Here is a 20134-nt window from a genome sequence, read left to right on the forward strand (position 1 = left end):
ATAGAAGAGAACCTTTTTAAAGCGGTAATAAAATTTGATTTGAACAAGCTTCAATGTCATCAATATCTTGACGGATTGTTGCCATCTTATTATCAAGGTCTTCAGCCTTCATTGCAGCATCATGTAGTTCATCCTTCAAATAATCAGGTATGTTTCCTTCATATTTGTAGTAAAGTTTATGTTCTAAACTTGCCCAAAAGTCCATCGCAAGTGTACGTAATTGAATTTCTGCAAAGACATCTTTCGTACCAGAATTTAGTGATAAAGGATATTTAATAATCATGTGCAAACTTTTATATCCGTTTCCTTTTGGATTAGCAATATAATCTTTTACGTCTACGACTTCCATATCCTCACGATTTTCAATTACTTCTTTTAAATGATAGATATCTTCTACGAAGCAACATGTAATACGAATACCAATAATATCTTGTAACTGTGTTTGAGCATTTTCAACTGTTGGTGATAAGTTTTTACGCTCTAGTTTTTTAATAATACTTGCAGGTTGTTTTAGTCTAGTTTTTATATGTTCAAACGGGTTGTAATCCTCTAGAAATTGAGCTTCCCGGTTCATAATTTCAAATTTAGTTTTTAACTCTTCTAAAGCAAATGTATAAGGTAATACAAAAGCTTTCCAGTAGTTAACTGTTGATTGGTTATATTCCATTTATATACACACCTTTTCTTATTTACAAGTGAAGTTGTTATTATACTAAACACCAAATCATGTAGGCACAAGCAGCAAATGATGAGATCATAAAGCGATATTTAGTTTTCATATTTTCAACCCCTTTCAAATGAAATTATATATGAATAAACGTCATTGTTAGTAATTTCATTATGTACAATTCTTATAGTAATAGATTCATGTGAAATTCGTATGAACTAATTGTTTCAGTTTTTTGTCTTTTTTCTCTATATGTAAATGACATTCGTGTAGAGGGAAAATATATTAGGGTTAACATCAATACAGAAAATGGTGCTGTGATGCACTACTCAGGAGAATCTAGCAACATTATAAAAGAATTACTTACATATAAAACAACACCAAAAGTAACAAAGGAAAAAGCGTTAGAAATATATATAGGGGCCATGCGAGTTAATTTAGAATGGTTTTTAGAGAATGATGTAGAGGAAACAAGCTACGAACTACTGTATAAACAAACAACGGATGAAAATTATAAAGACCCCTTCGATTGTAGTCGAGAACTGCGTTATATTGATGCCGACACAGGAAAGAAAATTTGGAGTGAATATTAGTAAAAGCCAATCGGTACGTATCGATTGGCTTTTACTATGTTCGTAGAATCATTTATTAATTTCCGTTAAGTGGTTGAAGAATACCATCTTGAGCTTTTGACCACTCATATAAATTCCCATCAGATCCTACTGCAAAATTTAGAGCACGTTGACGTTCACCGTCACCATTTGTGTATAAAACGTCATATAGCTTAATGCCATTTATTGTGCCGATTAGTTGGTCTTCTGCCGAGACGTAATGAATGTCAGCTGATCGAGCGCCCATTCTTTTTTCTAGAACTCTTACAGCATCTTCACTTGTGAATGTAATAGTATCAGTTTGTTTATTCGGTTGTTTAGCTGGTTGTTGCTCTTTTTGTGTATTTTTAGATTCTGCTTCAGGCTTTGTATTATTTTTAGCTGTTTCGTTATTTTCAGTTTTTTTGTTGTTTTCAGTAGTTGCGTCGCTCTCAGTTTTTGTATTGTTTTTAGGTGTTGCATTGGTCTCAGTTTTTTTGTTGTTTTCGGTAGTTGTGTTGTTCTCAGCTTTTGTGCTGTTTTTAGCTGTTACGTTGTTTTCAGGTTTTGTATTACTTTTAGGTGTTGCATTGTTTTCAGTTTTTTTGTTGTTTTCAGTAGTTACGTTGTTCTCAGTCTTTGTATTGTTTTCAGTTTTTACGTTATTCTCGTTTTTTGCATTTTCCTCAGTGTTTACACTGTCTTCAGCTTTTTGGTTATCTTCTGTTTTTGTGATGTCTTTGGATGCTGCAGTATCCTGTTTAGTCGTCTCAGTTTTTGTGGGCGAAGTTTGTTGTCCACAAGCTGACAGTAAGAAAAAAGATAATGTGAGTACTACAAGGTTTCTTATTTGTGCAGTAAAGTAGCGCATGAAAACACCTCTTTCAAAATTTTGGAACTTAACATATTGTAATACATTGGAAAAATTATGCAAGGTATGAAAGGGTTATTTCGTTCGACAAAAAGCTAAGGATTCCATATTTATATCGTACAGACACAAACAACCTCATGCCCACATACACATAGTAAAGACCACTATTTTGGCGGAGGTGAAGGGTTTGAGTCTATTCGCCGCAATTGGATATATGGTTCGAGAAGTGTTTGTATTTGTTTCTTATGTGAAGAACAATGCGTTCCCGCAGCCATTATCATCAGATGATGAGAGAAAGTACTTAGAGTTAATGGAGCAAGGTGATGCTCAAGCAAGAAATCTTTTAATTGAACATAATTTACGGCTTGTAGCTCATATTGTTAAGAAATTCGAAAACACCGGTGAAGATGCAGAAGATTTAATTTCAATTGGTACGATTGGGCTTATTAAAGCGATTGAAAGCTATTCAGCAGGGAAAGGAACTAAGCTTGCAACATATGCAGCACGCTGTATCGAAAATGAAATTTTGATGCATTTACGTGTGCTGAAGAAAACGAAAAAAGATGTTTCACTTCATGATCCAATCGGGCAAGATAAAGAGGGGAATGAAATATCGCTTATTGATATATTAAAATCAGAATCTGAAGATGTAATTGATATGATTCAGCTTAGTATGGAGTTAGAAAAAATTAAAGAGTATATCGATATTCTAGATGAACGAGAGAAAGAAGTAATTGTGAAGCGTTTTGGACTGGGGCTTGATAAAGAGAAAACACAGAGGGAGATTGCGAAGGCACTCGGTATTTCAAGAAGCTACGTATCGCGAATTGAAAAGCGTGCTTTAATGAAAATGTTCCATGAATTTGTAAGGGCTGAGAAAGAGAAAAAAGCAAAAGAATAATGTATATTGTAGGCAGCTACACTTTAAAAGTGGCTGCTTTTCTTTCGGTAAAACGGAAAGAAAACGAGCTACTCTAAGAAGAAATACATGTTCACTGTTGAAAATGGCGGGTTCTATCTGTAATATTAGAAGGTGCTAAACAATTTAAGAATAAAAATTATACTTAGTTTTTCTTCGTGTATAACGAGACGGCTCAATTCTATATGTGGGAATAAGAACCAATTTTACATATGATATAGAGAGAAAAGAAGGGGAAACTAAAGTTATAGGCTGATTAGGAGGTTTCGTAATTTGCGACGGACATTATATCGACTTATGATCGAACTTACAAATGGTCGTTTTACTTCTTATATATTACGTAAATTTGCACAATCTCGTTTGAGCTCTATCATTATTCCATCGTATGCGAAAGTTTTTCAAATTAATCAAGATGAGATGGAAAAGGGTTTGAAAGAATATCGAACATTGCATGATTTATTTACACGTAGGCTAAAAGAAGGAAAGCGTAGTATTGATACTGATGCATCGAGTATCGTTAGTCCTGTTGATGGTGTTTTTGCTGATCAAGGTCCTATTGAGAATACAAAAACATTCGATATAAAAGGAAAGCGTTATTCAATTGTGGATATGCTAGGTAATGAAGAGCGTGCAAAGCGATATGCAGGCGGTACATATATGGTAATTTATTTGAGTCCAAGTCATTATCATCGTATTCATAGCCCGCTCTCTGGATCTGTAACTGAAAGATTTGTACTCGGCAGAAAATCATATCCGGTAAATGCAGCGGGTATGGAGTATGGGAAAGAACCATTGTCAAAAAATTATCGCTCTGTTACAGAAGTAAATAGTGAAGGCGAACATATGGCGCTTGTAAAAGTAGGTGCTATGTTTGTTAATAGTATCGAGCTCCTTCATGAAAGAAGTACTGTTCAAAAAGGTGAAGAGATGGCATACTTTACATTTGGCTCAACAGTTGTTTTATTATTTGAAAAAGATATGATTGAAGCAGTGCAGGAATTGACAAGTGGGCAAGAGTTGCGTCTTGGTGAAAAAATTGCAACCCGAGTATCTCATAAGTAAAGAAAAGATTTTATAATATATTTATGAAGCTCTAATTAAGAAATGTGGACAAAGATGCTTAATGAAGAAATCCCCTAGATGGGAGTACTTGTTTATTCGAGAGCCATCGCAGGATGGCTCTTTTTACAGGTCAATCAGCAATCTATATGTACTCAAGAAGATTTGAAGAGCTTGTCCTCTAACGAGCGTCTAATAATTTCTTGTTTTATAAGTAAAATGAAGTCGGGATTTAATTTTAGTTCTTTTGCTTTATAATAAGACTCAGTGAGTAAATCAGTAGATAACTGTTCCATATGTTTTGTTTTCAAGGTGAGTCACCTCCTAATAATATAAGGGTTGATTCGTTGTTGCATTTAATGTACCAAAAAAATATGACAGTCACAAACAAGAGGTTATCCACATACCTCAGTGGATAAAGTGTGTATAGAATGTTGGTAAATTCCGAATTAACTGAAAAATTAATGTGGAAAGTGTGTACAAGTTTATCCACAGGTTATCTATCGAAAAATGTTGTCGAAAAATTTTATGAAAAATCCTCAAAGAGGTGAAAGAAATTGAAGTTATTTTTACCAAATGAATATGTGAAAAATGTATATCATGTTCAACCAGAAGATTTGAAAAAACGTGGAATTAAAGGAGTTATTACTGATTTAGATAACACTTTAATTGAATGGGATCGTCCAAACGCAACACCACAGCTTGAAGAGTGGTTTTTGAAAATGAAAGAAAATGATATTCAAGTAACGGTCGTTTCAAATAATAACGAGCAACGCGTTAAAGACTTTGCTGACCCATTAGGTATTCCGTTTATTCATAGTGCGCGCAAACCGTTTGTTCGCGCATTTAAGCGTGCGATACACGAGATGCACCTGCAGCCAGATGAAGTTGTAGTAATTGGAGATCAGTTACTAACGGATGTGCTCGGTGGGAATCGTGTGGGACTTCATACGATTTTAGTTGTACCGGTAGCGCAAACGGACGGATTGGTGACACGCTTTAATCGAAAAATTGAACGAAGAATTATGAGAAACATGAAGAAAAAAGGCTTAATTAACTGGGAGGAATAAAGTTTGACTGAAACAATTAAATGTATTGGTTGCGGTGTAGAAATTCAAACAGAAAATAAAAATGAAGTAGGATACGCTCCTGCATCATCTTTAGAAAAAGAACAAGTAATTTGCCAGCGTTGTTTTCGTTTGAAACATTATAACGAAATTCAAGATGTATCTTTAACAGATGATGATTTCCTTCGTATTTTGAATGGAATTGGACAATCAGACGCACTAGTGGTTAAAATCGTAGATATTTTCGATTTCAATGGTAGCTGGTTACCGGGCTTACATCGTTTTGTAGGGAACAATAAAGTATTACTTGTAGGGAATAAGGCTGACTTAATTCCAAAGTCAGTTAAGCATGATAAAGTAAAACATTGGATGCGCTATAGTGCAAAGCAACTTGGTTTAAAACCAGAAGATGTCTTTTTGATTAGTGCAGCTAAAGGACAAGGAATCACTGAACTTGCTGATGCAATTGAGTATTACCGCGAAGGTAAAGATGTTTATGTTGTTGGATGTACGAATGTTGGTAAATCAACATTTATTAATCGTATGATTAAAGAGTTTAGTGATGAGACTGAGAATGTAATTACAACATCACATTTCCCAGGAACAACGCTTGATTTAATTGATATCCCATTAGACGAAACGTCATCTTTATACGATACACCAGGTATTATTAATCATCATCAAATGGCGCATTATGTTGGGAAACAAAGCTTAAAGCTTATTACACCGACTACAGAAGTTAAGCCGATGGTATTCCAATTAAATGAAGAACAAACATTATTCTTTGGTGGATTAGCACGATTTGATTATGTAAGTGGAGGCCGTCGTGCATTTACTTGTCATTTTTCAAACCGTTTAACAATCCATCGTACAAAGCTTGAAAAGGCTGATGAATTGTACGAAAGACACGCTGGAGAATTATTGAATCCACCGACACCAGAAGAATTAGAAAATATGCCTGAGTTTGTGAAATATGAATTTAATATTCGTGAGCCAAAAACGGATGTTGTATTCTCTGGATTGGGCTGGGTTACTGTAAATGAATCAGGAGCGAAAATTGTTGCTCATGTACCAAAGGGAGTAAGTGTTTCATTACGTAAATCTTTAATTTAATATGGAGAGGGATTTATGAAACAATTATATGGTGTAGTCGGAAATCCAATTGGACATTCATTATCACCTGTTATGCATAACGATGCATTTGAACACTTGAATATGGATGCCCATTATCATGCGTTTCTTGTAGAAGAAGAGGCGCTAGGGGAAGCAGTAAAAGGTTTGAAAGCATTAGGTATTTCAGGATTTAATGTAACGACTCCGCATAAAGTTGCAATTATGGAGTACTTGGATGAGGTTGCCCCGCTAGCAAGGCAAATCGGTGCGGTAAATACAGTAGTTCATCGAGATGGAAAATTGATTGGGTATAATACAGATGGAATTGGTTTTGTTCGTGCCCTGCAGTCAATTAGTGAAGATCCACTTCAAGAGAAACGTATTTTATTAATCGGTGCAGGTGGTGCTAGTCGAGCTATTTACTTCTCGCTTGCAGATGTAGGTGTGAAAGAAATTGATATTGCTAATCGTACGAGAGATAAGGCGGAAAATCTTATCGCTGGGTGCATGGCAAATGTTAATTCGCATGCTCTATCGCTAGAATGTGCAGCAGAAGATCAAGGGGAATATGATATTATCATCCAAACAACAACGATAGGTATGCATCCACATGTTGAGTATACGCCACTGGAAATTCGTTCATTGAAACAAGGAACGATTGTTTCTGATATTATTTATAATCCATTTGAGACGAAAATTTTAGGCGATGCGAAAGAACAAGGTGCAATAATTCAAAATGGAATCGATATGTTCGTTTATCAAGGTGCACTTGCATTTGAAATGTGGACAGGGTGTGTGCCGAATATTGATAGAATGAAACAATTAGTAATGAGAGAGCTTGGAGGCTAATTATATGTTAACAGGAAAACAAAAAAGATTTTTACGTGCAAAGGCACATCATTTAACACCGATTTTTCAAGTTGGAAAAGGTGGCGTAAATGAAAATATGGTGAAACAAATTGGAGAAGCATTAGAAGTTCGTGAACTATTTAAAGTGAGCGTATTACAAAACTGTGAATTTGATCGTCGTGAAGTTGCAGAAGAGCTTGCACAAGGTGCACGAGCTGAAATCGTTCAAGTAATCGGAAGCACAATTGTTTTATACAAAGAATCAAGAGAAAATAAGCAGATTAAACTCCCACGATAAATTGAAACTTTAATTTGTGTTTTTTAGCCTTCATCAATTGGGCTTTTGTGTGCAGTTAATTTCCGGTCTAGCCTAGTTATTGTCAGTGGTTTTTGAGGTGTTGGCAAATAGCGAGATGAAAAATCACGTAAATTATTTCCATAATTGACGCTTGATAGATAGAGAGTGAAATCAATTGAACTTTTATTAACAGTAGACTCTCTTCGAATATTTATGGGGAGAGTTGCTGTATGTAAAAGGAAGGAGCGTTTCTTTTGAGGAAAATTGGCATTATTGGTGGTACGTTTGATCCACCTCATAATGGGCATTTGTTAATTGCAAATGAAGTGTATCATGCTTTAGGGTTGGAAGAGGTATGGTTTTTGCCGAATCAAATTCCACCGCACAAGCAAGGACGTAACATTACGAGTGTGAAAAGTCGATTAAACATGCTGCAAATAGCGACTGAGGAAGAAGCATATTTTTCAATTTGTTTAGAAGAGCTAGACAGAGAAGGCCCATCTTATACGTACGACACTATGGTACAATTAACGGAGAAGTATCCGGATGTGCAGTTTCACTTTATTATTGGCGGAGACATGGTTGAGTATTTACCGAAGTGGTATAACATTGAAAAGTTACTTAAGCTTGTGACTTTCGTTGGAGTTACAAGACCAGGTTATACATTACATACGCCTTATGATATCGTAAAAGTGGAAATTCCGGAGTTTGCAGTTTCTTCTTCTTTGTTACGTGAGAGATATATGACGAAGAAAACGTGCAAATATTTACTCCCCGAAAAAGTACAGGTATATATCGAGAGGAATGGGTTGTATGAATCGTGAGGACGCACTTAGTATTGTCAAACAACAAATGCATGAAAAACGTTATATACACACGGTTGGTGTAATGGAAACAGCGATTGAACTTGCACGGTTATATGGTGTAGATGAGAAAAAGGCAGAGACGGCTGCTATATTTCACGATTATGCAAAATGTAGAGCGATTCCAGAAATGGAAGAGATTATTAAGAGAGAAGCTTTGCCGAAGGATCTACTGCACTATAACAAAGAGTTATGGCATGCACCTGTTGGGGCATACTTAGTAGAAAAAGAAGTAGGCATTACTGATCCTGAAATTCTACAAGCTATTACATATCATACAAGTGGTCATGAAAAAATGACAATGTTAGATAAAGTTATTTATGTAGCAGATTACATTGAACCAGGACGTAAGTTTCCTGGTGTGGAAGAAGCGAGGAAACTCGCATATAAAGATATAAATCAAGCTTTACTATTTGCTTTAAAGCGAACAATTCAATTTTTAATGGAAAAAGATCAAACGATTTATCCATTAACATTCCAAACATACAATACAGTTATCAAGGAGGAAATTAATAAATGAAAGATAAAGAGTTATTAGTATTAGCGGCAAAAGCAGCTGATGATAAGAGAGCAGAAGATATGGTTGTACTAAATATGCAAGGTATTTCACCGATTGCAGACTATTTTATTATTTGTCACGGAAATTCAGACAAGCAAGTGCAAGCAATTGCACGTGAAATTAAATCGAAGGCACATGAGTTCGAAATTAACGTACAACGTATGGAAGGCTTCGATGAAGCGCGTTGGGTTTTAGTGGACCTTGGTGATGTGGTTGCTCATGTATTCCATAAAGACGAGCGTAATCACTATAATTTAGAGCGTCTATGGGGCGATGTGCCGCGTGAAGATATTGCAGATGAGCTAGATCAATGAAATACGAACAATTTGCTTTGCTGTATGACGAACTGATGAATGATGTCCCTTATGATAAATGGGTGGAATTCACAGAGGAAAGTTTGCAACAGGCATCTATGAAAGAGGCAAAAATTCTTGACGTAGCATGTGGAACTGGTAACGTAACACTTCCGCTTGTGCGAAAAGGTTATGATTTAATTGGTGTAGATCTTTCGGAAGAAATGTTAACTGTCGCACAGCAAAAATTGGCGGGAGAAGGTTATTTTATTCCTTTTTACCAACAAGACATGAGAGAGCTCGATGTTCCTGGTGAATTTGATTGTGTGACAATCTTTTGTGACTCATTAAATTATGTATTGCAAGAAGATGGGGTGCAAGAGACATTTAGAAGAGTTTTCCACCATTTACGTCAGGATGGTTTGTTTTTATTCGATGTACACTCTTTATATAAAATACATCACGTATTTCAAAATGAAACATATACAGTGAACGGCGAAGAAATATCACTTATTTGGAACTGCTTCCCTGGAGAAGAATCAGATAGTGTGGAACATGATTTGACATTCTTTGTACAAGATTCAGAAGAAGATGTGTATCATCGTTTTGACGAATGTCACGTGCAGCGTGCATATTCGGTTGAAGTGTTAACAAAATGGCTTGAAGAAGCTGGGTTTACAGTGCTTCGCGTCACAGGGGACTTTGAACGAATTGAAGTGACAGAACAAACAGAGCGCATCTTTTTTATGGCGAAGAAGAATGGATAAAACAAAAGCAACCGATAAGGTTGCTTTTGTTTTATAGAAAAGATGTAGTTTTAGTTCTAGAAAAATAAAAAGATGATATGTGTGAAGTGTAAAAATGCTAGTTTTAGTGAAAATGTAGCATGAAAAAGATAAGTATTAATAAAAAGGATTTGGGATTACGATGGCGTATTTATTATGTGTGTTTATTGAATTGCTGCTCAACGCATTTTAAATCTTCATCAAACTTCTCATGTGTCCGTTCGATTAATTTATGAAACATATCCCCAACGTGCTCTTCTAAAATACGAATACCTTCTCCTGTAACACCGCCTTTAACGCATACCTTTTCTTGTAAAGTAGGTAATGTGAAAATTTCTTTTTCAAGTAATTTCCCCATTCCAATGACCATTTCACTTACTAAAGTAGTGGCTTCTTCGTGTGTGATATTTGTTTTATCTACAGCAGCGTTAATGAAACATTGTAATAAATAACTAAAAAAAGCAGGGCCGCAGCTTGCTATATCAGATGAAACGCGCGTTATATCTTCTTCTATAACAAGGGGAGTAGAAATGTTTTTGAATAGACGAAGTAGTTTTTGTTGCCATTCTAGAGAGCAGTTATTTCCAAATGTAAATAGTGATGCGCCGGATAAGGCGCGGTTTGTGATGCTTGGAATGATACGAGCGACGTGGCAAGGTATAAGTGTTTCTAATTGTGATGGAGATATGGGGCTTGTGATAGAAACTAAGCAATTTTCATCTGAAAAATGGTCGGCGTATTTTTGTAGAATAGGGTATATATCTATTGGTTTTACGCAAATGAAAATAAGCTGGGATTGTTCGATTACCTCTTGGATTGTTTTGGCTATATGAACAGAAGGGTATTTTTCTTTTATATGATATGCTTTGGCAGGCGTCCGATTAATAATAGTAAGGCACGAAGGTTTGACAGCACGGGTTTCTAAAAATGCATCGATTAGTATATTCCCCATGTTCCCTGTCCCTATAATTCCTATGTTCAATGTTTCATCCCTCCTTCGTAACAGCTTTCTCATAAACAATATGAATGATGTTATAAATTTATGATTAGAGGTGTAAAATGATGTGGGATTTTCCAAAAAAATGGTTGGGATTAGTGGTTATTATTGGCACTTTGATTTTTCTTTTTTTCTGGAAAACGAATCAGCATACAGAGCAAACGCTCATTACAACGGAAGTTCAAGCGAAAGATGTGGAGAAAAAAATTAAACCGAAAATATTGGATACAAAGGAACAGAAAAAAATAATTGTAATTGATGTGAAAGGGGCGGTTTTTAAAGAGGGTGTGTATGAAATGAAGGAAGGGGACCGGGTGAAGGAAGCGATTGAAAAAGCTGGTGGTTTGTTGCCGGATGCAGATATGAAGAAAGTGAATTTGGCGCAAATGGTCCAAGACCAAATGCTTCTTTATGTTCCTAACAAAAATGAGCCAGTGCAAGAAGGGGCTGCTTCTTCAAAAGGTGAGGGTAAAGTACAAATAAATACAGCTTCTAAAGAGCAACTTGAAAAAATAACAGGCATTGGTTCTCGGAAAGCGGAAAGTATTTTGAAATATCGAGAAGAACACGGCCCGTTTCAGAAAATAGATGATTTATTGGAGATTGATGGGATTGGAACGAAGTCAATTGAAAAAATAAAAGATCAAATAATTATTCCATAAAAGATTGACGAAGTTTTTCTTCTTTCGCTACACTACAAGTAGACAAAAAAGTAGGTGAAAAATATGGAACGAATTTCATGGGATCAATATTTTATGACACAAAGCCATCTGTTATCTTTACGTAGTACATGTACAAGGCTTGCGGTAGGGGCGACAATCGTTCGTGATAAACGAATTATTGCTGGTGGATATAATGGCTCAATTAAAGGTGGCGTACATTGTATAGATGATGGGTGCTACGTGATTGATAATCATTGTGTTCGAACGATTCATGCAGAAATGAATGCTTTATTACAATGTGCGAAGTTTGGTGCAAAAACAGAGGAAGCGGAAATTTATGTCACACATTTTCCTTGTTTACAGTGTTGTAAGGCGATTATTCAAAGTGGTGTTACAGCAGTTTATTATGCACAGGATTATAAAAATCATCCGTATGCCGTAGAGTTATTTGAACAAGCGAGTGTAACAGTGAAGCACGTTCCGCTAGAATATGATATTACATCGCTAGAGGAACAAGAGCGTCACTTGCAGCTAAAGGAACTATTCGTATCTTTAGAAAAAGATAATTTGTCAATGGAAGAATTACAGCGTGTATTCACTAAAGCAAAAATGATGCTATAAGGAGTGAGTATGAGTTGAATGGACAATGGGGCTATGTTGCAATCTCGTTTATAGTGGGGATTGCAATTACCTTTTCCGCATTGCATTTGTTGACTGCTTGTTGTTTCATTTGTTATGTTTTATTTTGTTTATATCGTACTTCGCGTAAAACCTTCATTTTTTGTATTGTAGCGTGTTTTAGTGGCGCTATGTACACCACGTATGTTCAGAGTCGAAATGAGCCGCTAGGGGATTCCTACGAAGTTACACGAGGGATCGTGCAAAATACACCTCTAATTAATGGGGATCGTCTTTCTTTTCAAATTGAAGATCAGAATAAAAACTTAGTGCAGTTAAACTATAAAATGCAATCTGCTTCGGAAAAAAAGCGATTGCAACAATTACATGCAGGTATATCGTGTATATTTAAAGGGGAGGTGAAAGAACCACAAACTGCCCGGAATTTTCACGTTTTTGATTATCGTAATTATTTATATCAGCAAAAAATACATTTTATATTTGATGTGACATACATTTCTGAATGTCAAAAAACATCGTTGTCATTCGTTCAATGGATTTTCCTTCTCAGGCAACAAACAATCTCGAAAGTTACAGAAATGTTCCCAGAACAATCAGGTGCATTTATGAACGCATTATTATTTGGAGATCGACAACAAATGACGTTTGAAGTAGAAGAGCAATATCAACAATTCGGTCTTATACATTTGTTAGCGATTTCAGGATCGCATATCGTATTATTAATGGTTATAATGTATTTTGTTTTACTAAGAAGTGGTGTGACGAAAGAGACAGCAACAGTATGCCTTATAGTTTGCATTCCCCTGTATATGATCATAGCTGGGGCGTCGCCATCTGTTGTGAGGGCTTCTATAACAGGAGTTTTATTGTTGGTAGCTTTCATGTGCTCTGTTCGCTTATCTAGTCTAGACGCCTTAAGTATAACAGTTGTATGTATGCTTATATACGATCCGTATCTTATTTTCAACGTTGGATTTCAATTCTCATTTGTAGGTAGTTTTGCTTTACTACTATCTGCGCCGATATTATTAGGGCGTAGTAATGGAGTAGTTCGAAATTCTATTTACATTTCTATAATTTCACAGCTCGCTAGTACCCCCATCTTGTTATATCATTTTGGTTATTTTTCTCCTTATAGCATTTTCCTCAATCTTATATATGTTCCTTTTCTATCCATTATTGTATTGCCGTGTAGCATTATTATTCTTATATGTATGCCGGTTATTCCATTTTTCGCAAAAGGAATTGCATATGTACTTTCATTATGTCTAAGCATTTCTAATGATTTTCTAAGTTACTGTGAAAGTTTCCCTTTTATCCGACTTACTTTTGGTCAAACTCCTTTATTTCTTGTGGCTATATATTGTTTTAGTATCGTTAGTATATTTGTGATTTGGGAAAGAGTAGTAACGAAAAAAAATTTGTGCATAGTTGTGGGTGTGTTTCTTTTTATTAGTACTTGTCATTATGTATATCCATATTTTCGCGAAAGTGGGAGTGTTACATTTCTTGATGTTGGACAGGGAGATGCAATATTAATTCGTCTCCCGTATGATAAAGAGGTTTATCTTATTGATACAGGTGGAGCCCTTCCTGTCAAGAAGGAAGCGTGGCAACAGAAAAAGCATGAATTTTCTGTTGGGCATGATATTCTTGTTCCTTTTTTACAAAAAGAAGGTATAAAAACGATTGATAAATTAATTGTAACGCATGGGGATGCGGATCATATAGGTGCTGCGCTGGATTTGCTGTCATCTATTATTGTAAAAGAGGTTGTATTTGGGAGAAAGGAACAAGATGCTGTATTGGAAAAAGTGGTGAAGAAAAAGGCGTTAGAAAAGAGCATGAAGATAAGTGTAGTAGGAGAAGGGGAAGGTTGGAGAGTAAATGAAGCGGAATTTTTCGTATTAGCTCCAAGGGGGAAAGAAAAGGGAGAAAATGACTCTTCGATTGTAATATGGGCCAGATTAGGAGGACTAACATGGCTATTTACGGGTGATTTAGAAGAAGAAGGAGAAAAGTTGATAGTATCGACATATCCTGATTTGCGGGCTAATATTTTAAAAGTTGCCCACCATGGGAGTAAAACATCATCTGCAGATCCTTTTTTAAGCCTTGTACAGCCTAGTGTAGCGATTATTTCTGTGGGGGAGCGTAATAGGTATGGGCACCCGCATAAGGAAGTTATAGAGCGTTTTAAGAAGATGGGTATTGATATATGGCGTACGGATAAGCAAGGTGCTATTTCCTATGTTTTTAATGGAGAAAAAGGAACCTTTCAAAGTAAAATCACATATGATGAAACAAATAGAAGATGAAAAAAAGAAGACTGCCATTAAGCAGCAGCCTTTAAGAACCGATGAATTTAATAACAGTTGCAATAATGAAAAGTGTTGCGAAAAAACCAAATGAGACGATAAATCCTACCCCTGAATCAATAGCGTCATTGCGTTTACTTTGAACGTTTTGTTCAAAATCATTCATTTAGAATCCCTCCCCAACATTCCATTTTAGTATAAAATATTGTCAGAAAAAAATCTACAATTTCCATATGAAGCGAAATAGAGTATTTGTACACTTTTTCTAGTTAGTTAAGTAGCGTGAATTTTTCATTTCCAATCATGTTAACAGTTGGCACTTATACTAAGATTATTATTGTAAATAATAAAGGGAAGGTGATTACCGCATACCAATAAGCAATCCGGGGCTTATTGCGTGGCGTTTTATATAAATAAAGGGGCGGGTTATAAAGCCTGTCCCTTTGTACTTGTAAAACAAAAGCTAGGGCATTAGTATAAATATATATTGCCAAGTTAGGGAGTAGGAAAAAATATGAGTGATATACATAAGAAGATTAAAAAGAAACAGTTCGCTCCGTTATATGTATTGTATGGAACGGAAGCCTATTTTATAAATGAAACGATAAAACTTATTACAACGGAAGCGCTTGAAGAGGAAGATCGAGAGTTTAATGTTGTGACATACGATTTGGAAGAAGCGTATTTAGAAGATGTAGTTGAGGATGCGCGTACGCTTCCTTTTTTTGGAGAGCGTAAAGTTATATTAATAAAATCACCATTATTTTTAACGGCACAAAAAGAAAAAATAGAACAAAATATAAAAATTTTAGAAGAATATATTGGGGAGCCATCTCCTTTTTCTATTCTTGTTTTTGTTGCGCCTTATGAAAAATTAGACGAACGAAAAAAAATTACAAAACTATTAAAGAAAACAGCGGATGTAATAGAAGCAAATGCGATGCAAGTGCAGGATGTTCAGAAGTGGATTGTTTCTCGTGCGGATGAGGTGCATGTGCATATTGATAATGCAGCTGTTAGTTTGTTGTTAGAGCTTGTGGGAAGTAATGTAACAATGTTGGCGAAGGAAATGGACAAGTTAACGTTATACGTCGGTATGGGCGGAGAAATCACGCCAAAACTTGTCACGGAACTTGTGCCGAAATCTGTTGAGCAAAATGTATTTGCTTTAACAGAAAAAGTGGTGAAAAAAGATATCGCTGGTGCGATGCAAATTTTAGACGGATTATTTACACAGCAGGAAGAACCAATTAAATTGCTCGCGTTATTAGTAAGTCAGTTCCGCTTGCTCCATCAAGTGAAAGAATTGCAACAGCGTGGTTACGGACAAAATCAAATCGCGTCACATATTGGTGTACATCCGTACCGGGTAAAGTTGGCGATGAATCAAACGAAGTTTTTCTCTTTTGAAGAATTAAAAAAAGTTATTATAGAATTAGCGGAAGCTGATTATAGTATGAAGACTGGAAAGATGGATAAGAAACTTGTGCTTGAGTTTTTCTTAATGCGGTTAAATCATATGTAATGATACAAAAAAGTTCACGTACTTGTTACGTGAACTTTTTTGTGTATATAAAAAACGATCCGAATGGATCGTTTTTTAAACGCCTTACGCGTTTACTTGTTTCGCTAAGCGAGATTTTTGACGAGCTGCAGCGTTTTGGTGGATAAGACCTTTACGAGCTGCTTTGTCAAGTTTTTTAGAAGCAGTTTTGAAAGCTTCTTTAGCATTTTCAAGATCGTTATTAGTAACTAAAGCTTCTACAGTTTTAACAGCAGTACGCATGTCAGACTTGATAGAAGCGTTATGTGAACGACGCTCTTCGCTAAGTTTAGCGCGTTTGATAGCAGATTTGATGTTTGCCATACTTTTCACCTCCCTGGTGCAATCGAATGACTCGATTCTTACATAGAACAAGTGATATTTTATCAAACGGTGAAGAGAATTGCAATAGTATATCAATGAAATTTCACGTAAAGGAAAGAATGACCTAATATAACTTGGGGAAATCTAACGATATTTACTATGAATTACGGAGGAGATACGATGAAAGAACCATTAGATTTAAGTAAATATAGTGTTAGAACTGACCTTGCTGTAGAGGCGCACCAAATGCTGCAAGAGCGCCAAGAAGAACAAAAAGGGATACAAGGAGTAATTGTAAAAGAGAGGGAAGAAGAGGGAATTACAATTACAAAAGTAACTATTGATGAAATTGCATCTGAGTCGATGGGAAAAAAACCTGGGAATTATTTAACTCTTGAGGTGCAAGGTATACGACAACAAGATACGGAACTTCAGCAAAAAGTAGAGAGTGTTTTTGCAAAAGAGTTTTCTTATTTCTTAGAAGAGGTTGGTGTTTCAAAAGAAGCAAGTTGTTTAATCGTCGGGCTTGGGAATTGGAATGTAACGCCGGATGCACTCGGACCGATAGTTGTAGAAAACGTACTGGTGACGAGACATTTATTTAAATTACAGCCTGAAAGTGTGGAAGAAGGTTTCAGACCTGTTAGTGCGATTCGTCCAGGGGTAATGGGGATTACAGGAATCGAAACGAGCGATGTCATTTACGGAATTATTGAAAAGACAAAACCAGACTTTGTCATCGCAATTGATGCATTAGCTGCGCGTTCTATTGAACGAGTAAATAGTACGATACAAATTTCTGATACAGGAATTCATCCAGGATCTGGTGTTGGGAATAAGCGTAAGGAACTAAGTAAAGAAACATTAGGTATTCCTGTTATCGCAATTGGTGTGCCAACTGTGGTAGATGCCGTTTCGATTACGAGTGATACAATTGACTTTATTTTGAAGCATTTTGGCCGGGAACTGAAAGAAGGAAACAAACCATCACGCTCTTTATTACCAGCAGGTTTTACATTTGGAGAAAAGAAAAAATTAACAGAAGAAGATATGCCGGATGAAAAGAGTCGAAATATGTTTTTAGGGGCTATTGGTACGTTAGAAGAAGAAGAAAAGAGAAAGTTGATTTATGAAGTGTTATCTCCTCTTGGTCATAATTTAATGGTAACCCCAAAAGAAGTAGATGCGTTTATTGAGGATATGGCAAATGTAATAGCAAGTGGTTTAAATGCAGCACTGCATCATCAGATTGATCAAGATAATACAGGGGCATATACACATTGATGGAAAGAGGCAGAAATAGTTTGAGCCGATTTACGCTGTTATGTATATGCGTTACAGTCTTATGTTTGCTTATGATGATAGCTGGAGTGGGCCTCGCTAATCATGGTCTGAAAAGTATGAAGGGGTATCGTCAACTGTCATATGAACAAATTGCTCATATGACAGGAACAGAAGGCGCTGGGGCTGAATCGGAAATTTCGGGAGAAACGTTTTCGGCTATTGAAAAACAAAAACAGTTAGAAAGCTTAAGAAGTTTTAATGTTGTAGAAGGTATCGGTATAGCGATAGCAAGTGTTGCTCGTAATATGACAAAGTTTGGAACGGATATAGTTGTTGGGGCAATAAAAGGAATTTTTAGTTAAGGATAGCGGGAAGGGTGGTTGTCTTATATTTGTAAGAGAGCCGTCCTTTAATTTGAAAAAGGTTTGTCTCTTATGGTTTGTTCGCATAAGATATAGATAGAGTGATTTGTATTGTAAGCAGCACGAGTTTTCATTGAATCTTTGCTGCTCTATTGATATAATCAGTGCTAGTGTATATTGGCGAGACTATTAGGAGTTGAGAACATAGATGAATAAAGAAGAAAGAGCAAAAAGACAGTCAAAAATTCGTAACTTCTCCATCATTGCTCACATTGACCACGGGAAATCAACGTTGGCAGACCGTATTTTGGAGAAAACAAACGCGTTGGCACAGCGCGAAATGAAGGCGCAATTGCTTGACTCTATGGAGTTAGAGCGTGAGCGCGGTATTACAATTAAATTAAATGCAGTACAATTAACGTATAAAGCGAAAGACGGTGAAGAATATATTCTTCACTTAATCGATACTCCAGGACACGTCGACTTTACGTATGAAGTATCTCGTAGTTTAGCGGCTTGTGAAGGTGCAATTCTTGTTGTGGATGCAGCGCAAGGGATTGAGGCGCAAACATTAGCGAACGTATATTTAGCGCTTGATAATAATTTAGAAATCTTACCAGTTATTAATAAAATTGACTTACCAAGTGCGGACCCAGAACGTGTACGTCAAGAGGTAGAAGATGTAATTGGTTTAGATGCATCGGAAGCTGTACTTGCTTCAGCGAAAGCTGGCATTGGTATTGAAGATATTTTAGAACAAATCGTTGAAAAGGTACCAGCTCCGGCGGGTGATTCAGAAGAGCCTTTACAATGTATGATTTTCGATTCTTTATATGATCCGTACCGCGGTGTAATTGCATATATCCGTGTTGTAAATGGAACGGTAAAAGTTGGCGATAAAGTACGTATGATGGCAACTGGAAAAGAATTTGAAGTAACAGAAGTAGGTGTGTTTACACCGAAAACAACGCAACGTGACGAGTTAACAGTAGGTGATGTAGGCTTCTTGGCAGCATCTATTAAAAACGTAGGTGATACACGCGTAGGTGATACGATTACACATGCGAAGCGTCCAGCTGCAGAGGCGTTAGCGGGGTATCGTAAATTAAATCCAATGGTATTCTGTGGTTTATATCCAATCGACTCTGCACGTTATAACGACTTGCGTGATGCGTTAGAAAAACTAGAATTGAATGATTCTGCTCTTGAATTTGAGCCTGAAACATCTCAAGCTTTAGGTTTTGGTTTCCGTTGTGGTTTCTTAGGGCTGCTTCACATGGAAATTATTCAAGAACGTATTGAACGTGAATTCAAGATTGACTTAATTACAACAGCGCCAAGTGTTATTTATAAAGTTTATTTAACAAACGGTGAAGATTTTATTGTTGATAATCCATCTAATATGCCAGATCCACAGGTTATCGATCGTGTAGAAGAGCCGTTTGTGAAGGCTGCAATTATGGTTCCGAATGACTATGTTGGAGCTGTAATGGAAATTTGCCAAGGGAAACGTGGAACGTTTATTGATATGCAATATTTAGATGAAACACGTGTTACATTGACATATGAAATCCCGTTATCAGAAATCGTATATGATTTCTTCGATCAATTGAAATCAAATACGAAAGGATATGCATCATTTGACTACGAGTTAATTGGTTATAAACCATCTAAACTTGTGAAAATGGATATTCTTTTAAATAATGAACAAGTGGATGCTTTATCATTTATTGTACATCGTGATTCAGCGTATGACCGTGGTAAAGTAATTGTAGAGAAATTAAAGAAATTAATTCCAAGACAACAGTTTGAAGTGCCAATACAGGCGACTATCGGAAATAAAGTTGTATCTCGTTCTACAATTAAGGCGATGCGTAAAAACGTACTTGCAAAATGTTACGGTGGTGACATTTCTCGTAAGCGTAAACTTCTTGATAAGCAAAAAGAAGGTAAAAAACGTATGAAGTCTGTTGGTTCTGTAGAAGTACCACAAGAGGCATTCATGGCTGTACTGAAAATGGATGATAACTAATAATTAAAATAAAAAGGAGTCGTTTATGCGGCTTCTTTTT

23 protein-coding genes and 1 pseudogene are annotated in these 20134 nt (G+C 36.1%); 18 read left to right on the forward strand and 6 right to left on the reverse strand.

Translation table 11 applies throughout. From position 1 onward, the window contains the following. Nucleotides 1-16: 16 nt before the first annotated feature. Nucleotides 17-667: a GTP pyrophosphokinase gene (locus KI356_RS03730; RefSeq protein WP_002122636.1), complete on the reverse strand. Its 651-nt coding sequence runs from the start codon at nt 665-667 to the stop codon at nt 17-19. 242 nt (nt 668-909) lie between these two features. Between KI356_RS03730 and KI356_RS03735 the strand changes: the two are divergent. Then, nucleotides 910-1260 (forward strand): annotated as a pseudogene (locus tag KI356_RS03735) (YcdB/YcdC domain-containing protein); the annotation flags it as partial. Nucleotides 1261-1315: 55 nt separating this feature from the next. Here KI356_RS03735 and KI356_RS03740 read toward each other — a convergent pair. Then, a complete protein-coding gene (locus KI356_RS03740; RefSeq protein ID WP_212934827.1) occupies nt 1316-2128 on the reverse strand; it encodes a hypothetical protein in 813 nt (270 codons plus the stop codon). A gap of 187 nt (nt 2129-2315) precedes the next feature. On the opposite strand from KI356_RS03740, the gene sigK reads away from it, so the two are divergent. Together sigK and KI356_RS03750 are read left to right on the forward strand one after the other, a co-directional pair. Then, nucleotides 2316-3029: an RNA polymerase sporulation sigma factor SigK gene (gene sigK, locus KI356_RS03745; RefSeq protein WP_000051382.1), complete on the forward strand. Its 714-nt coding sequence runs from the start codon at nt 2316-2318 to the stop codon at nt 3027-3029. A 291-nt stretch (nt 3030-3320) separates the two neighbouring features. Beyond that, nucleotides 3321-4109 (forward strand): phosphatidylserine decarboxylase, encoded by a 789-nt coding sequence (locus tag KI356_RS03750; RefSeq protein WP_002122632.1) that lies wholly within the window; start codon nt 3321-3323, stop codon nt 4107-4109. A gap of 152 nt (nt 4110-4261) precedes the next feature. On the opposite strand, the gene KI356_RS03755 is transcribed toward KI356_RS03750, so the two are convergent. Continuing rightward, on the reverse strand, nt 4262-4417 hold the full coding sequence (locus KI356_RS03755) for a sporulation histidine kinase inhibitor Sda (protein ID WP_002122631.1): 156 nt from the start codon (nt 4415-4417) through the stop codon (nt 4262-4264). Between the two features lie 246 nt (nt 4418-4663). Between KI356_RS03755 and KI356_RS03760 the strand changes: the two genes are divergently transcribed. From KI356_RS03760 to KI356_RS03795, 8 genes are all read left to right on the forward strand, one after another. Further along, nucleotides 4664-5176: a YqeG family HAD IIIA-type phosphatase gene (locus KI356_RS03760; RefSeq protein ID WP_002145684.1), complete on the forward strand. Its 513-nt coding sequence runs from the start codon at nt 4664-4666 to the stop codon at nt 5174-5176. Between the two features lie 3 nt (nt 5177-5179). Continuing rightward, nucleotides 5180-6286, forward strand: coding sequence for a ribosome biogenesis GTPase YqeH (yqeH, locus tag KI356_RS03765; RefSeq protein WP_002122628.1), 1107 nt, complete (start codon nt 5180-5182; stop codon nt 6284-6286). Between the two features lie 15 nt (nt 6287-6301). Continuing rightward, nucleotides 6302-7135 (forward strand): shikimate dehydrogenase, encoded by an 834-nt coding sequence (aroE, locus tag KI356_RS03770; RefSeq protein WP_088060040.1) that lies wholly within the window; start codon nt 6302-6304, stop codon nt 7133-7135. 4 nt (nt 7136-7139) lie between these two features. After that, a complete protein-coding gene (yhbY, locus tag KI356_RS03775; RefSeq protein ID WP_000955223.1) occupies nt 7140-7433 on the forward strand; it encodes a ribosome assembly RNA-binding protein YhbY in 294 nt (97 codons plus the stop codon). A 254-nt stretch (nt 7434-7687) separates the two neighbouring features. Beyond that, on the forward strand, nt 7688-8257 hold the full coding sequence (locus KI356_RS03780; RefSeq protein WP_128280904.1) for a nicotinate-nucleotide adenylyltransferase: 570 nt from the start codon (nt 7688-7690) through the stop codon (nt 8255-8257). Further along, the gene (yqeK, locus tag KI356_RS03785) at nt 8247-8816 is read left to right on the forward strand and encodes a bis(5'-nucleosyl)-tetraphosphatase (symmetrical) YqeK (protein WP_002122623.1); all 570 of its coding nucleotides are present in this window, start codon (nt 8247-8249) and stop codon (nt 8814-8816) included. Before KI356_RS03780 ends, yqeK begins: the two co-directional genes overlap by 11 nt. Beyond that, entirely contained in the window at nt 8813-9169 is a 357-nt protein-coding gene (gene rsfS / locus KI356_RS03790) for a ribosome silencing factor (RefSeq protein ID WP_002122621.1), read from the forward strand. Before yqeK ends, rsfS begins: the two co-directional genes overlap by 4 nt. Continuing rightward, nucleotides 9166-9915: a class I SAM-dependent DNA methyltransferase gene (locus KI356_RS03795; protein ID WP_002122620.1), complete on the forward strand. Its 750-nt coding sequence runs from the start codon at nt 9166-9168 to the stop codon at nt 9913-9915. Before rsfS ends, KI356_RS03795 begins: the two co-directional genes overlap by 4 nt. Nucleotides 9916-10087: 172 nt before the next feature. On the opposite strand, the gene comER is transcribed toward KI356_RS03795, so the two are convergent. After that, a complete protein-coding gene (comER, locus tag KI356_RS03800; RefSeq protein WP_128280905.1) occupies nt 10088-10915 on the reverse strand; it encodes a late competence protein ComER in 828 nt (275 codons plus the stop codon). A 77-nt stretch (nt 10916-10992) separates the two neighbouring features. Between comER and KI356_RS03805 the strand changes: the two genes are divergently transcribed. From KI356_RS03805 to KI356_RS03815, 3 genes are all read left to right on the forward strand, one after another. Then, on the forward strand, nt 10993-11592 hold the full coding sequence (locus KI356_RS03805) for a helix-hairpin-helix domain-containing protein (RefSeq protein ID WP_212934828.1): 600 nt from the start codon (nt 10993-10995) through the stop codon (nt 11590-11592). 63 nt (nt 11593-11655) lie between these two features. Further along, nucleotides 11656-12213, forward strand: coding sequence for a ComE operon protein 2 (locus tag KI356_RS03810; RefSeq protein ID WP_002122612.1), 558 nt, complete (start codon nt 11656-11658; stop codon nt 12211-12213). A 14-nt stretch (nt 12214-12227) separates the two neighbouring features. After that, nucleotides 12228-14549, forward strand: coding sequence for a DNA internalization-related competence protein ComEC/Rec2 (locus KI356_RS03815; protein WP_212934829.1), 2322 nt, complete (start codon nt 12228-12230; stop codon nt 14547-14549). A 31-nt stretch (nt 14550-14580) separates the two neighbouring features. On the opposite strand, the gene KI356_RS03820 is transcribed toward KI356_RS03815, so the two are convergent. Beyond that, nucleotides 14581-14715, reverse strand: coding sequence for a YqzM family protein (locus KI356_RS03820; RefSeq protein WP_000997609.1), 135 nt, complete (start codon nt 14713-14715; stop codon nt 14581-14583). 348 nt (nt 14716-15063) lie between these two features. Between KI356_RS03820 and holA the strand changes: the two genes are divergently transcribed. Beyond that, complete coding sequence (gene holA, locus KI356_RS03825; protein ID WP_128280908.1) at nt 15064-16074, forward strand: DNA polymerase III subunit delta; 1011 nt, start codon at nt 15064-15066, stop codon at nt 16072-16074. Nucleotides 16075-16158: 84 nt separating this feature from the next. Here holA and rpsT read toward each other — a convergent pair whose 3' ends face one another. Next, nucleotides 16159-16416, reverse strand: a complete 258-nt coding sequence (gene rpsT / locus KI356_RS03830; protein WP_002122607.1) for a 30S ribosomal protein S20 — start codon at nt 16414-16416, stop codon at nt 16159-16161. Between the two features lie 180 nt (nt 16417-16596). On the opposite strand from rpsT, the gene gpr reads away from it, so the two are divergent. The 3 genes from gpr to lepA all read left to right on the forward strand — a co-directional run bounded on the left by gpr (nt 16597) and on the right by lepA (nt 20094). Then, entirely contained in the window at nt 16597-17700 is a 1104-nt protein-coding gene (gpr, locus tag KI356_RS03835) for a GPR endopeptidase (protein WP_002122606.1), read from the forward strand. Then, nucleotides 17700-18062 carry a YqxA family protein gene (locus KI356_RS03840; protein ID WP_164881562.1) on the forward strand — a complete coding sequence of 121 codons (363 nt, stop codon included), beginning with the start codon at nt 17700-17702 and terminating at the stop codon, nt 18060-18062. The genes gpr and KI356_RS03840 overlap by 1 nt, the downstream gene beginning before the upstream one ends. Nucleotides 18063-18270: 208 nt before the next feature. After that, a complete protein-coding gene (lepA, locus tag KI356_RS03845; protein WP_128280909.1) occupies nt 18271-20094 on the forward strand; it encodes an elongation factor 4 in 1824 nt (607 codons plus the stop codon). Nucleotides 20095-20134: the final 40 nt, after the last annotated feature.

The sequence above is a fragment of the Bacillus hominis genome (genome assembly GCF_018332515.1).
Classification (GTDB): domain Bacteria; phylum Bacillota; class Bacilli; order Bacillales; family Bacillaceae_G; genus Bacillus_A; species Bacillus_A hominis.

Excerpts from the sequence above, each read along its gene's own strand:
- rsfS (WP_002122621.1), top strand. The coding sequence starts at position 8,813 with ATGAAAGATAAAGAGTTATTAGTATTAGCGGCAAAAGCAGCTGATGAT.
- rpsT (WP_002122607.1), bottom strand. The coding sequence starts at position 16,416 with ATGGCAAACATCAAATCTGCTATCAAACGCGCTAAACTTAGCGAAGAG.
- KI356_RS03730 (WP_002122636.1), bottom strand. The coding sequence starts at position 667 with ATGGAATATAACCAATCAACAGTTAACTACTGGAAAGCTTTTGTATTA.
- gpr (WP_002122606.1), top strand. The coding sequence starts at position 16,597 with ATGAAAGAACCATTAGATTTAAGTAAATATAGTGTTAGAACTGACCTT.
- KI356_RS03820 (WP_000997609.1), bottom strand. The coding sequence starts at position 14,715 with ATGAATGATTTTGAACAAAACGTTCAAAGTAAACGCAATGACGCTATT.
- holA (WP_128280908.1), top strand. The coding sequence starts at position 15,064 with ATGAGTGATATACATAAGAAGATTAAAAAGAAACAGTTCGCTCCGTTA.
- KI356_RS03740 (WP_212934827.1), bottom strand. The coding sequence starts at position 2,128 with ATGCGCTACTTTACTGCACAAATAAGAAACCTTGTAGTACTCACATTA.
- aroE (WP_088060040.1), top strand. The coding sequence starts at position 6,302 with ATGAAACAATTATATGGTGTAGTCGGAAATCCAATTGGACATTCATTA.
- KI356_RS03805 (WP_212934828.1), top strand. The coding sequence starts at position 10,993 with ATGATGTGGGATTTTCCAAAAAAATGGTTGGGATTAGTGGTTATTATT.
- KI356_RS03795 (WP_002122620.1), top strand. The coding sequence starts at position 9,166 with ATGAAATACGAACAATTTGCTTTGCTGTATGACGAACTGATGAATGAT.
- KI356_RS03840 (WP_164881562.1), top strand. The coding sequence starts at position 17,700 with ATGGAAAGAGGCAGAAATAGTTTGAGCCGATTTACGCTGTTATGTATA.
- lepA (WP_128280909.1), top strand. The coding sequence starts at position 18,271 with ATGAATAAAGAAGAAAGAGCAAAAAGACAGTCAAAAATTCGTAACTTC.
- yqeK (WP_002122623.1), top strand. The coding sequence starts at position 8,247 with ATGAATCGTGAGGACGCACTTAGTATTGTCAAACAACAAATGCATGAA.
- yhbY (WP_000955223.1), top strand. The coding sequence starts at position 7,140 with ATGTTAACAGGAAAACAAAAAAGATTTTTACGTGCAAAGGCACATCAT.
- KI356_RS03810 (WP_002122612.1), top strand. The coding sequence starts at position 11,656 with ATGGAACGAATTTCATGGGATCAATATTTTATGACACAAAGCCATCTG.